General features: G+C 71.2%; 12 protein-coding genes. 1 reads left to right on the forward strand and 11 read right to left on the reverse strand.

Features of this window, described 5'->3' with window-relative positions:
• Positions 1-58 precede the first annotated feature (58 nt).
• The 6 genes from purQ to purB form a co-directional block, all read right to left on the reverse strand.
• On the reverse strand, positions 59-730 hold the full coding sequence (gene purQ / locus ASD10_RS00760; protein WP_056603222.1) for a phosphoribosylformylglycinamidine synthase subunit PurQ: 672 nt from the start codon (positions 728-730) through the stop codon (positions 59-61).
• Positions 727-984: a phosphoribosylformylglycinamidine synthase subunit PurS gene (gene purS, locus ASD10_RS00765; protein ID WP_056603225.1), complete on the reverse strand. Its 258-nt coding sequence runs from the start codon at positions 982-984 to the stop codon at positions 727-729. The genes purQ and purS overlap by 4 nt, the downstream gene beginning before the upstream one ends.
• 168 nt (positions 985-1,152) lie before the next feature.
• On the reverse strand, positions 1,153-2,709 hold the full coding sequence (locus tag ASD10_RS00770; protein ID WP_056603228.1) for a long-chain fatty acid--CoA ligase: 1,557 nt from the start codon (positions 2,707-2,709) through the stop codon (positions 1,153-1,155).
• A gap of 70 nt (positions 2,710-2,779) precedes the next feature.
• On the reverse strand, positions 2,780-3,643 hold the full coding sequence (locus ASD10_RS00775) for a phosphoribosylaminoimidazolesuccinocarboxamide synthase (RefSeq protein ID WP_056603231.1): 864 nt from the start codon (positions 3,641-3,643) through the stop codon (positions 2,780-2,782).
• A 9-nt stretch (positions 3,644-3,652) separates the two neighbouring features.
• A complete protein-coding gene (locus tag ASD10_RS00780; RefSeq protein ID WP_056603234.1) occupies positions 3,653-4,039 on the reverse strand; it encodes a DUF3592 domain-containing protein in 387 nt (128 codons plus the stop codon).
• A 62-nt stretch (positions 4,040-4,101) separates the two neighbouring features.
• Positions 4,102-5,523, reverse strand: a complete 1,422-nt coding sequence (purB, locus tag ASD10_RS00785; protein WP_056603237.1) for an adenylosuccinate lyase — start codon at positions 5,521-5,523, stop codon at positions 4,102-4,104.
• A 115-nt stretch (positions 5,524-5,638) separates the two neighbouring features.
• Between purB and ASD10_RS00790 the strand changes: the two genes are divergently transcribed.
• The gene (locus tag ASD10_RS00790; protein ID WP_056603241.1) at positions 5,639-7,039 is read left to right on the forward strand and encodes an acyl-CoA synthetase; all 1,401 of its coding nucleotides are present in this window, start codon (positions 5,639-5,641) and stop codon (positions 7,037-7,039) included.
• Here the strand turns inward: ASD10_RS00790 and purD are convergent.
• From purD to ASD10_RS00815, 5 genes are all read right to left on the reverse strand, one after another.
• On the reverse strand, positions 7,036-8,292 hold the full coding sequence (gene purD, locus ASD10_RS00795) for a phosphoribosylamine--glycine ligase (RefSeq protein WP_056603244.1): 1,257 nt from the start codon (positions 8,290-8,292) through the stop codon (positions 7,036-7,038). The two genes, ASD10_RS00790 and purD, sit on opposite strands and share 4 nt — an antisense overlap.
• A gap of 90 nt (positions 8,293-8,382) precedes the next feature.
• Positions 8,383-9,321, reverse strand: coding sequence for a hypothetical protein (locus ASD10_RS00800; protein WP_056603248.1), 939 nt, complete (start codon positions 9,319-9,321; stop codon positions 8,383-8,385).
• A gap of 202 nt (positions 9,322-9,523) precedes the next feature.
• A complete protein-coding gene (locus ASD10_RS00805; RefSeq protein WP_056603251.1) occupies positions 9,524-10,654 on the reverse strand; it encodes an Ig-like domain-containing protein in 1,131 nt (376 codons plus the stop codon).
• A gap of 145 nt (positions 10,655-10,799) precedes the next feature.
• Entirely contained in the window at positions 10,800-12,083 is a 1,284-nt protein-coding gene (locus ASD10_RS00810) for an adenylosuccinate synthase (RefSeq protein WP_056603254.1), read from the reverse strand.
• A gap of 88 nt (positions 12,084-12,171) precedes the next feature.
• A complete protein-coding gene (locus tag ASD10_RS00815) occupies positions 12,172-12,705 on the reverse strand; it encodes a CGNR zinc finger domain-containing protein (RefSeq protein ID WP_056603257.1) in 534 nt (177 codons plus the stop codon).
• Positions 12,706-12,709: the final 4 nt, after the last annotated feature.

Raw genomic sequence — 12,709 nt, forward strand, 5'->3', positions numbered from 1 at the left:
GGTGCCTGAGCCACCCATCAGGAATCCGATGCGTGGCTCAGGCACCGCTCCGGGCGGGTCAGACGGAGGTGAGGGCCTTGACGGCCGACGTGAAGAAGCCGAGCCCGTCGGTGCCGGGACCGGTGAGGTCCTCGACGGCGTGCTCGGGGTGTGGCATCAGGCCCACGACGTTGCCGCGCTCGTTCGTGATGCCCGCGATGTCGCGCAGGGACCCGTTGGGGTTGACGTCGACGTAGCGGACCACGACCTGGCCCTCGCCCTCGATGCGGTCGAGGGTCGCCGCGTCGGCGACGAACCCGCCCTCGCCGTTCTTGAGCGGGACGGTGATCTGCTGACCGACCGAGTAGTCGGACGTCCACGCGGTCGCCGCGTTCTCGACCTGCAGGACCTGGTCGCGGCAGATGAACGTGCGGTGGTCGTTGCGGATCAGCGCACCCGGCAGCAGGTGCGACTCGCACAGGATCTGGAAGCCGTTGCAGATGCCCAGGACGGGCATGCCGCCGTTCGCGGCCGCGACGACCTCGGTCATGACGGGCGCGAAGCGGGCGATGGCGCCGCAGCGCAGGTAGTCGCCGTACGAGAAGCCGCCCGGCAGGATGACGGCGTCGACGCCCTGGAGGTCGTGGTCGCCGTGCCACAGCGCGACGGGCTCACCACCGGCGAGGCGGACGGCGCGCTGCGCGTCGGTGTCGTCGAGCGACCCCGGGAACGTGACGACGCCGATCCTCACGCGATGACCTCAGCGCCCTCGACGCGCACCTCGTAGTCCTCGATGACGGGGTTCGACAGCAGCGTCTCGGCCAGCTGGTGCACCTCGGCGAGCGTCGCCTCGTCGGCGACGTCGACCTGGAGCTCGAACCGCTTGCCCTGGCGGACGTCGGTGACGGCGTCGAAGCCCAGACGCGGCAGGGCGCCGTGGACGGCCTTGCCCTGGGGGTCGAGGATCTCCGGCTTGGGCATGACATCGACGATGACGCGGGGCATGCCCCGAATCCTACTGGACCTCGCCGTGCTGGGTGACGACAGCGTTCCCGAACGCTGACGAGAGACTTGCCGCCCCTCGACGAGGCTGCCGTCGGCGGATCCGCCCACGTCTCGCACGCTCGTCGAGGGGCACCAGGTCGCTCCTCAGCAGCTCTCGTGGCCTTCGGCCTACGAGAGCTCGCGCTTCAGGATCTTGCCGGTGGACGTCATGGGCAGCTCGTCGAGGAACTGGACGGCCCGCGGGTACTTGTAGGCCGCGAACTGCTCCTTGCCCCAGGCCACGAGATCGGCCTCGGTGACGTCGTCGTGGTCCTTGTTCTTGACCACGACGGCCTTGATCTCCTCGCCGTGCTGCTCGTTCGGCACGCCGATGACCGCGACGAGCGAGACCGCCGGGTGGCTCATCATGACCTCCTCGATCTCGCGCGGGTACACGTTGTAGCCGCCGCGGATGATCATGTCCTTGGAGCGGTCGACGATGAAGTAGAAGCCGTCGTCGTCCTTCTTGGCCAGGTCGCCCGAGCGGAACCAGCCGTCGCGGATCGCCTCGGCCGTCGCCTCGGGGCGGTCGTAGTAGCCCTTCATGACGTTGTGCCCCTTGATGGCGATCTCGCCGACCGCGTCGGGACCGGGCTCGACGTCCGACCAGTCGTCGTTGATGAGCTTCATCTCGACGCCCGGGATCGGCTTGCCGATCGAGCCGACCCGCGGCTCCTCGCCGTACACCGAGAACGACGCGACCGGCGACGTCTCGGACAGTCCGTAGCCCTCGAGGATCGTGACGCCGAAGCGCTCCTTGAAGTTCTTGTGGATCTCGCCCGGCAGTGCCGAGCCGCCGGCCGCCGCGACCCTCAGCTTCGCCGCGATCGCCGACACGTCGATCGTGTCGTCGAGGGCGCCCAGCAGGCCCCAGTACATCGTCGGGACGCCCGCGAAGTACGTCACCTCGTTGCTGATCATGAGGTCGAGCGCGGCCTTGGCCTCGAAGCGCGGCAGCATCACGATCGTGCCGCCGAACGCGAAGGCGCCGTTCTGGATGCAGGTCTGGCCGAACGAGTGGAACAGCGGCAGCACGCACAGGTACGTGTCGGGGTTGCTCTCGTCGGCGCCGAACAGGTCGGTGCCGGCCAGCGCGTTGTCGCGCATGTTGCGGTGGCGCAGCTCGGCGCCCTTGGGCTGTCCCGTGGTGCCGGAGGTGTAGAGGATGACGGCGGTGTCGTCGTCGTCGCGCTCGACGGTCTCGAACGTCGCGGGCTGCTCGGCCACGAGCGGGGCGAAGTACTCGGGCGGCGAGATCGGCTCGGGCCACTTGGCGTCCATGCGGATCAGAAAGAACTCGGTGCACGTGTCGGTGGCCTCGAAGCCCTCCCACGCGTTCTCGCCGATCGGCAGGTCGGGGGTGCCCTCGAACGCGAAGTAGGCCTTCGCGTCGGAGTCGGCCAGGTGGTACGCCACCTCGCGCGGACGGAGCAGGACGTTGAGGGGCACGACGGTGCCGCCGGCCTTCAGGATGCCGTAGTAGACGATCGTGAAGTACGGCAGGTTCGGGCACGACAGGGCCACCTTGTCGCCCGGCTCGATGCCGCGCTCGACCAGCAGGTTGGCCACCTGGTTCGCGGCGGCGTCGACCTGCGCGTAGGTCAGGCGCGTGTCGCCGAAGACGATCGCGGTGCGGTCGGCGTACTTCTCGACCGAGTTCTCCAGCAGGGCGGCAAGATTGGCCACTTCGACTCCTCAGGTGTGACGACGGTCTCTGCAGCCTACCTACCGGCGAGTACGTCAGCCCGGCGGTCGGTCAGAACGTCTCGCCGGACAGCGTCTCGAAGGCCTGCACGTACCGGTCGCGGGTGCGCTCGACGATCTCGGCGGGCAGCGTCGGGGGCGCGGCGTCGCCCGCGCGGTCCCACCCGCTCTCGGGCGACAGCAGCCAGTTGCGGACGATCTGCTTGTCGAACGACGCCTGCGCGCGTCCCGGCTCCCAGTCGTCGGCGGGCCAGAAGCGGGACGAGTCGGGGGTCAGCACCTCGTCGCCCAGCACGATCGTGCCGTCGGCGCGCGTGCCGAACTCGAGCTTGGTGTCGGCCAGGATGATGCCGCGCTCGCGCGCGACCTGCTCGGCACGGGCGTAGACCTGCAGCGTCAGGTCGCGCAGCGCCGTCGCCGACTCCGCCCCGATCGTGTCGACGACCTGCTCGAACGAGACGTTCTCGTCGTGCTCGCCGAGGTCGGCCTTCGTGGCGGGCGTGAAGATCGGCTCGGGGAGGCGGTCGCCGTCGACCAGCCCGGCGGGCAGCGGCACGCCGCAGACCTCTCCGGTCGCCTGGTAGTCGAGCAGGCCGGAGCCGGTCAGGTACCCGCGCACGACGCACTCGACCGGGAACATGTCGAGCTTCTCGACGACCAGCGCACGTCCGCGCACGACCTCGGGGACGTCGGTCGAGACGACGTGGTTCGGGACGAGGTCGGCCAGCTGGTCGAACCACCACAGCGACATGCGGGTCAGGATCTCGCCCTTGTCGGGGATGCCGGGCTCGAGCGCGTGGTCGAAGGCCGAGATGCGGTCGGACGCGACCATCAGCAGACGGCCGTCGGCGACCTCGTAGAGGTCGCGGACCTTGCCCGAGTGCAGGTGGGTGGCTCCAGGGATGTCGAGTGGCACGCCGACAGCCTAGAGCAGGACGATCCCGATGACGGCGCCCGCGACGACCAGGACCCCGCCCGTCGCGAGCAGGATCCGCACGAGCCGGACGGCCTCCTGCTCGGTCACGTCGAGCCGTGCCCGACGGGGGTCGGCCGGGTCGAGCAGCACCGACACCTCGTCGCCGACCGCGAACGGCGTGGCCAGCGGCCCCGGCACCCTCAGGCGGCGCCCGTCGGGGATGCGGTACTCGATGCGCGGCGGGACCTTGACGCCGTCGCCGACGTCGATCACGGTGCCCGGCACCCGCCGCCAGTCGGTCGGCACGCGGCCCAGCGTCCGCCGCCGCCGCAGCCCCCACCAGACGAGCCAGCCGCCCACGAGCAGCAGGCCGAACGGGAACAGGGAGACCGACACGTCACGAGCGTAGGCGCGCCCGGGCGTGGCCGCAGGACGGCGGGCGCCCGGGCAAGACCGGACTAGAGGATCGAGCCCGGCGTGTAGGCGGCGGCCTCGGGGCGCTCGGCGACGAGCTGCTCGACGCGGGCCACGACGGAGCGCACCTGGCTGACCGCGGCCCCCGTGAACTCGATCGGCGAGGCCACGAGGCTCGCGAGATCGGCCTCCGACAGACCGAGCCGCTCGTCGGCGGCGAGCCGCGCGAACAGGTCGTTCTCGGCGGCGCCCTGCTCGCGCATCTCGAGCGCGACCGCGACGGCGTGCTGCTTGACGGCGTCGTACGCCGACTCGCGGCCGCGTCCCTGGCGGACGGCGGCCATCAGCACCTTGGTCGTCGACAGGAACGGCAGGTAGCGGTCGAGCTCGCGCTGGATGACGGCCGGGAACGTGCCGAACTCGTCGAGGACCGTCAGGAACGTCTCGAACAGGCCGTCGGCGGCGTAGAACGCGTCGGGCAGCGCGACGCGGCGCACCACCGAGCACGACACGTCGCCCTCGTTCCACTGGTCGCCCGCCAGCTCGCCGACCATCGACACGTAGCCGCGCAGGATCACGGCCAGGCCGTTGACGCGCTCGCACGAGCGGGTGTTCATCTTGTGCGGCATCGCGCTCGAGCCGACCTGGCCGGCCTTGAAGCCCTCGGTGACGATCTCGTTGCCGGCCATCAGCCGGATCGTCGTGGCGAGGTTCGACGGCGCGGCCGACAGCTGCGCCAGCGCCGTCACGACGTCGTAGTCGAGCGAGCGCGGGTAGACCTGGCCGACGCTCGTCAGCACCGTGTCGAAGCCGAGGTGACGCGCGACGCGCTGCTCGAGGTCGACGAGCTTGGCCTCGTCGCCGCCGAGCAGGTCGAGCTGGTCCTGCGCCGTGCCGACGGGGCCCTTGATGCCGCGCAGCGGGTAGCGGGCGACCAGGTCGTCGAGTCGCGAGACGGCGTACAGCAGCTCGTCGGCCACGGTCGCGAAGCGCTTGCCCAGCGTCGTCGCCTGCGCGGCGACGTTGTGGCTACGGCCCGCCATGACGAGCTCGGCGTGCTCGGTCGCGAGGCGGCCGAGCCGCGCGAGCGTCGCGACGGCGCGGTCGCGCATGACCTCGAGGGAGGCCTTGATCTGCAGCTGCTCGACGTTCTCGGTCAGGTCGCGTGACGTCATGCCCTTGTGGATGTGCTCGGTGCCGGCCAGCGCCGCGAACTCCTCGATGCGCGCCTTGACGTCGTGGCGCGTGACCTTCTCGCGCTCGGCGATCGAGGCGAGGTCGACCTGGTCGACGACGGCCTCGTACGCCTCGATGACGCCGTCGGGCGTCTCGACGCCGAGGTCCTTCTGCGCCCTCAGGACGGCGATCCACAGGCGGCGCTCGAGCACGATCTTGTGCTCGGGCGACCAGATGCGGGCGATCTCGGGCGAGGCGTAGCGACTGGCGAGGACGTTGGGTGTGGTCACGGCACCATTGTCCCTGCGGCCGCAGCGGGTTCGTCCATGCCCCTCGGTCGGCGCGGCTATCGTCTCGACCACGACGACGGACCGCCGTCGACCCGCCGAGACGAAAGGGCGTCCCGTGCTGCTGACCTCCCTCCACGGCCCCGCCGACCTCGAGGACGCCGTGACCGTCGGCGACGCCTCGCTGTCGCGGGCCGACCTGCTGGCCGCCGCGACGCGGTTCGCCGCCTCCCTGCCGGACGACGGCCCGGTGGCGGTCGACGCGACGGCGTCCCTCGACACCGTGGTCGCCGTCGTCGGGTGCCTGCTGGCCGGCGTCCCGGTCGTGCCGGTGCCGCCCGACTCCGGTCCGGCCGAGCTGGCGCACGTGCTCCGCGACTCGGCCGCCACGACCTGGGTCGGCGGGGCCAGGCCGTCCGTCGACCTGCCGCGGCTCGACGTGGGGGACGGGACGACGCGGCGCGCGGTTCCGTCGCCGGCGTCCCTGACCGAGGGGACGGCGATGATCGTCTACACCTCCGGCACGACGGGATCGCCCAAGGGCGTCGAGATGAGCCACGGCGCGCTCGCCGCAGGACTCGACGCCCTGGCCGACGCCTGGGCGTGGACGCCCGACGACGTCCTGGTGCACGGTCTGCCCCTGTTCCACACGCACGGGCTGATCCTCGGGGTGCTGGGCAGCCTGCGCGTCGGCTCGCGGCTCGTGCACACCGTGACGCCCCGGCCCGAGCGGTACGCCGCCGCGAAGGGGTCGATGTACTTCGCGGTGCCGACGGTGTGGTCGCGCGTCGTCAAAGACGAGGCGTCGGCTCGCGCCCTGGCCGGCGCCCGCCTGCTCGTCTCGGGCAGCGCACCCCTGGTCGTCTCGGTGTTCGAGGGCCTCGCCGCGCTCACGGGGCACGCGCCGATCGAGCGCTACGGCATGACCGAGACCATGATCACCCTCAGCACCCGGGTCGACGGCGAGCGACGTCCCGGCTGGGTCGGCACGCCGGTGCTGGGCGCCGAGACCCGCGTCCTGGCCGAGGAGACGGGCGAGCAGGTCGCCGCCGACGGCGAGAGCATCGGCCGGCTCGAGGTGCGCGGCCCGATGCTCTTCGACGGCTACCTGGGGCGGCCGGAGGCGACCGCCGAGACGTGGACCGACGACGGCTGGTTCGTCACCGGCGACCTCGCGACGCGCGACGCGCACGGCTTCCACCGCCTGGTCGGACGCGCGTCGACGGACCTGGTGAAGTCGGGCGGCTACCGGATCGGCACGGGCGAGATCGAGGCGGCGCTCCTCGACCACCCCGCGGTCGAGGAGGTCGCCGTCGTGGGCCTGCCCGACGACGACCTCGGGCAGCGCGTCGCGGCCTTCGTCGTCACCGCCGGGTCGGCTCGCGCCGGCCTGGAGGCCGAGCTGATCGACCTCGTCGCCTCGCAGCTGTCGTGGCACAAGCGGCCCCGGCAGGTCGTCTTCGTCGACAGCCTGCCCCGCAACGCGATGGGCAAGGTGCAGAAGACCCAGCTCGGCTAGGCCCCCGCGGCGTCCTCCGCCGCGGTGCGGGCGATGTCGGTGCGGTGGTGCCCGCCGCGGATCGCGATGCGGTCGACCCCGGCGTACGCGCGCTCGCGGGCCTCGGCGAGGTCGGCGCCGACCGCCGTCACCGACAGCACGCGTCCGCCCGCCGTCACGAGCCGTCCGTCGACGACCGCGGTCCCGGCGTGGATGACGTCGACGCCGTCGAGCGCGTTCGCGGCGTCGACCCCCGTGATCTCGTCCCCCGTGACGGGCGACTCGGGATAGCCCTCCGACGCGACGACGACCGTCACGGACGACGCCCGGTCCCACTGCGGGAGGCCGACCTCGCCCAGGGTGCCGGTCGCGGCGCCGTGCAGCAGCGCCGACAGCGGCGTGCGCAGCATCGACAGGATCGACTGCGTCTCGGGGTCGCCGAAGCGGGCGTTGAACTCGATGACCCGCACGCCCCGGCTCGTCAGCGCCAGGCCCGCGTAGAGCAGTCCTTGGAAGGGCGTTCCGCGGCGTGCCATCTCCTCGACCGTCGGCACCAGCACGCGGCGGGACACCTCGGCCACGAGGTCGTCCGGCGCCCACGGCAGCGGCGTGTAGGCGCCCATGCCGCCGGTGTTGGGTCCGTCGTCGCCGTCGAGGGCGCGCTTGAAGTCCTGGGCGGGCTGCAGAGGCAGCACGGTCTCGCCGTCGGTGATCGCGAACAGCGACACCTCGGGTCCGTCGAGGAACTCCTCGATCACGACGCGGTCACAGCCCGCCGCGTGGTCGATCGCGGCCTGGCGGTCGTCGGTCACGACGACGCCCTTGCCGGCTGCCAGCGCATCGTCCTTGACGACGTAGGGCGGGCCGAAGGCGTCGAGCGCGTCGACGACCTGCTGGGGCGTCTCGCACACGTGGGCCAGCGCGGTGGGCACCTCGGCGGCGGCCATGACCTGCTTGGCGAACGCCTTCGACCCCTCGATCTGCGCGGCCTCCTTGGACGGGCCGAAGCACGCGATGCCGGCGGCCCGGACGGCGTCGGCGACGCCCGCGACGAGCGGCGCCTCGGGCCCGACCACGACGAGGTCGACCTGCAACGAGGTCGCGAGGGCCGCGACGGCGTCCCCGTCGAGGGGGTCGACGGGGTGCAGCGTGGCCACGTCGGCGATGCCGGGGTTGCCGGGCGCGGCGTGCACCTCGGTGACCTGCGGGTCGCGGGACAGGGCGAGGGCCAGGGCGTGCTCGCGGCCGCCGGTGCCGATGACGAGGGTCTTCACGGGACGCCACTCTAGTGGGACGGGCGGGGCCCCCGGACGCGACGAGGGGCCCCGACCTCGTGGTCGGGGCCCCTCAGCGGGTGGTGGGTGCTACTTCTTGACCGTCACCGCGCGCGAGATGCTGACGGGCTTGATCGTGTCGGTGCCGACGACCGTGACCTTCAGCGTCGACTTGCCCTTGGGCAGCTTGCCGAGGCTCAGCTTGATCTTGCCGATGCTGTTGACGGTGCCGGAGGCGACCTTCTTGCCCTTGGCGTAGCCGTCGACCTTGAGGCCGCGCGGGGCCTGCTTGCCGTCCACCGTGACCTGGACGTAGACGTTGACCGTGTTCTTGGTCGTGATCTTGCCCGACTTGGGCGAGAACTTGTAGAACTTCGCGGCCGAGACCAGCTGGACGACGGGCTCCTTGAACGTGTAGGTCGTGCCGTCCCACGTGATGTCGGTGACGGTGGCGGGCTTGTCGGACTGGACGCCGAAGCCGATGACCTTGTAGTCCGGTCCGAGCGCGGCGATGATGTCGCGCAGCGGGGTCGGCTGGTTGGCCGGGATGCTGCCGATCGCCTTGCTGGACGCCCACTCGTCGGTCAGCTTGATGCGGCTGCCGTCGTCGTCGAGGCTGCGGATCGTGGCGAACTGGTTGCCCGCGATCGCGGTGCTGCGCAGCGGCACCTGCAGGTTGGCCGTGCCGACGGTCGTCGTGAAGTCGGCGGCGGTGATCTTCGACGCCAGGTCGAAGTTGCGGTTCGCCGCGTTGGGCGCGATCGTCGCGTCGTTGTCGGCGTACCCCTTGATGACCTGCGAGGGGCCGTTCGAGAGCTCGAGGCCCTTCACGGTGACCTTGGCTCCGGTCGGGTTGTTGTCGTATCCCTGGTGCCAGGCGGTGTAGACGGCCGCGGTGGGCTTGACCTCGGCGTTGGTGACGTTGACGGTCGTGGCGGCCTGCGCGGCGGGCGCGAGGACGAGGGCCGAGGCGACGAGCGCGCCGATGCCGGCGACGGCGCCGGAGCGGCGGGTGGCGGTACGGGTCATGGGAGTTCCTTGCTGTAGGTGCGACGGACTGCTTCGTCCGCTGTCGGCCAGTGATCTGGCTCTCCCATGTGATCACAGATTCAAGACAGTGTGACGTGAATGGACGGTCTGTCTCCAAAAAAGTTGGACGCGCGTCCCGGTCGCACCACGCGCGAAGGGCCCCACCCGAACCGGGTGGGGCCCTCGTGTCGCGCGGCGTCGACTACTTGCGGACGCGGACCGCGACGGAGGAGCTGCCGCCGTTGATCTTCGACGAGCCGGACTGGACGACCTTCAGCGTCGCCTTGCCGGCCGGCAGCTTGTTCGGCAGGCGCAGCTTGACCTTGCCCGTGCTGTTGACCTTGCCCGTCACGACCTTCTTGCCCTTGGCGTAGCCGTGGACCGTCGTGCCCTGGGCCGCGGGACGGCCGTCGACCTGGACGACCGCGTAGACCGAGACCGTGCTGCGCACGGACGGGCGGCTCGGGTGGATCCGGTAGATCGTCGCCTTGCCCTTGAACTTCTCGACCTTGACCGTCACGGTGCCCGTCGACGAGCCGCCGCGGCCGTCCGTCACGGTGTAGGTGAAGGCCCCGTTGCCCTTGAACCCGCGGGCGGGCGTGAAGGTCGCGGTCGTGCCGGTCGCCGAGACGGTTCCGCCCACCGGGCCGCCGACGGAGTACGTCAGCTCGTTGCCGTCGACGTCGGACGAGGCCAACGTGACCGTCAGCGGGGTCTCGATGCGCGTCGAGACCGTCGAGCTCGGGGCGCTGGGGGCGGTGTTCTTGAACAGGTAGGTCGTGCCGTCGAAAGCGATGCTCTTGACGGTGCTCGTGCCACCCGATGCGTCGACGCCGAAGCCGTTCACGGTGTAGTCGTCCTTGACCTGCGCGCCGATCTCGTCGATCGTCGCCGAGTCGCCGGCGGGGATGTCGCCGATCGCCGTGTCGGTGGTGAACTCGCCGGCGGTCGCCGAGGGGCGCAGCGTCGCGGGCCCGCCGGCGATCGCGTCGTCCGACAGCAGCAGCACGAACGACGCCGCGGTGCCGGACGCGCGCTCGACCTGCGCGGTCGAGAGGGCGGCCAGCTTGACCGTCGACCCGGCCGGGTAGCCGTTCAGGACGCGCGACGTGCCCGCGAGCTCGAGGCCGTCGTTGGTGATCTGGTTGGTCCCGGCGGCGTCGGCCTGGTACCAGCCGAACGTCGTGGTGCCGTTCTTGGCGATCTGCGACTCGCGGACGTCGGCGATCGCGTCGGCCGCCTGGGCGGACGGGGTGAAGAGCAGTGCCGAGGTGACGAGGGCGCCGATGGCGACGCCCGCCCCTGCGCGGCGCGTGGTGATGAGTTGAGTCATGAGAATCCCTTGCAATCGATCCCCCCGGACCCCCCGGAGGATTGCCGGTGATCGGCGCACCCACCTCGGCTCGATCGCGAGACAGGCTGACCCCAGTGGATCACACCCGCCCCAGCAGGCCCAATCGCCTCCGACGTCCGGACCGTCAGAGCAGGTCGTGGCGGACGATCGACTGCTCGCGGTCGGGGCCGACGCCGATCGTCGAGATGCGCGCACCCGAGATCTTCTCGAGCGCCAGCACGTAGTCCTGGGCCGCCTGCGGCAGGTCGTCGAACGTGCGCGCACCGGAGATGTCCTCGTGCCAGCCGGGGAACATCTCGTAGATCGGCTTGGCGTGGTGGAAGCCCGTCTGCGTCATCGGCATCTCGTCGACCCGCTCGCCGTCGACGTCGTACGCGACGCACACGGGGATCTCGTCCCATCCGGTCAGGACGTCGAGCTTGGTCAGGACGAAGTCGGTGACGCCGTTGATGCGGGCGGCGTAGCGCGCGATCGGCGCGTCGTACCAGCCGCAGCGGCGGGGGCGCCCGGTCGTGGTGCCGAACTCGGCACCGTTGGCGCGCAGGCGCTCGCCGTCGTCGTCGAACAGCTCGGTCGGGAAGGGGCCCTCGCCGACACGGGTCGCGTACGCCTTGACGATGCCGATGACCCGGGTGATCTCGGTGGGAGCGATGCCCGAGCCGGTGCACGCGCCACCCGTCGTCGCCGAGGACGACGTGACGAACGGGTAGGTGCCGTGGTCGACGTCGAGCAGCGTGGCCTGACCGGCCTCGAGCAGCACGGTCTTGCCGTCGCGCAGCGCGTCGTGCAGGAGCAGCGGCGTGTCGGCGACCATCGGACGGAGGCGGTCGACGTACGTCAGCAGCTCCTCGACGACCTCGTCGACCTCGACCGAGCGGCGGTTGTAGATCTTGCTCAGGATCTGGTTCTTGAGCTCGAGCGCGCCCTCGACCTTCTGGCGCAGGATCTTCTCGTCGAACAGGTCCTGCACCCGGATGCCGAGGCGGTTCATCTTGTCGGCGTAGGTCGGGCCGATGCCGCGCCCGGTCGTGCCGATCTTGCGGCTGCCCAGGAAGCGCTCGGCGACCTTGTCCATCGTCCGGTTGTAGTCGGCGATGACGTGCGCGTTGGCGCTGATGACGAGCTTGGACGTGTCGATGCCGCGCTCCTCGAGGCCGTCGATCTCCTCGAACAGCACCTTCAGGTCGACCACGACGCCGTTGCCGATGACCGGGACGCACCCGGGGCTCAGGATGCCGCTGGGCAGCAGGTGGAGGGCGTACTTCTGGTCGCCGATCACCACCGTGTGGCCCGCGTTGTTGCCACCGTTGAACTTCACCACGTAGTCGACGCGACTACCCAGGATGTCCGTGGCCTTGCCCTTGCCTTCGTCGCCCCACTGGGCTCCGACGATGACGACTGCGGGCATGGGATGCACCACCCTCACACATGCGACAAGCCCCGTTCTCGCGGGGCTCTTACCGGTTCACCCTAGCGGAGATCGGCGTCGCGCGGGGCTAGCCGGACTGCCGCGCCCGGTACGCGGCGACGGCGGCGCGGTTGCCGCACGCGGTGCTGCAGAAGCGCCGGGACCGGTTGCGCGACAGGTCGAGCACCAGCCCGCCGCAGTCGTCGTCGGCACAGACGCCGAGCCGCGACATCTCGTCGGCGCGGATGACGTCGATCATCGCCATCGCGGTCTCGACGACGATGCGGGTCGCGAAGGGGCGCTCGTCCTCGACGGCGTGCAGGTGCCAGTCCATGGCGCCGTGGCGCACGAGCTGCGGCAGCGCGCCGGCCTCGCGCAGCAGCTCGTTGACGAGGCCGACGGCGTCGTCGCGGTCGCTCGTGAGCAGGCGCCGCAGCACGGGTCGCAGCTCGCGCAGCTCGTCGAGCTCGGCCCGGTCGCCGTCGAAGCGTCCGGTGTAGCCCTGCTCGGCGATGAACTCCGCGACCTGCTCGGTCGAGACGAGGGTGTCGGGCTCCTCGGCCGAGTTCGCGAGCGCGACGGCCGCCACGAGGGCCGCTTCGGTGTCATGGGCGAAGACCATGTTG

This window comes from Aeromicrobium sp. Root472D3 (assembly GCF_001426485.1).
In the GTDB taxonomy this organism is placed as follows: domain Bacteria; phylum Actinomycetota; class Actinomycetes; order Propionibacteriales; family Nocardioidaceae; genus Aeromicrobium.

Excerpts from the sequence above, each read along its gene's own strand:
- ASD10_RS00800 (WP_056603248.1), bottom strand. The coding sequence starts at position 9,321 with ATGACCCGTACCGCCACCCGCCGCTCCGGCGCCGTCGCCGGCATCGGC.
- ASD10_RS00815 (WP_056603257.1), bottom strand. The coding sequence starts at position 12,705 with ATGGTCTTCGCCCATGACACCGAAGCGGCCCTCGTGGCGGCCGTCGCG.
- ASD10_RS00810 (WP_056603254.1), bottom strand. The coding sequence starts at position 12,083 with ATGCCCGCAGTCGTCATCGTCGGAGCCCAGTGGGGCGACGAAGGCAAG.
- ASD10_RS00805 (WP_056603251.1), bottom strand. The coding sequence starts at position 10,654 with ATGACTCAACTCATCACCACGCGCCGCGCAGGGGCGGGCGTCGCCATC.
- purS (WP_056603225.1), bottom strand. The coding sequence starts at position 984 with ATGCCCCGCGTCATCGTCGATGTCATGCCCAAGCCGGAGATCCTCGAC.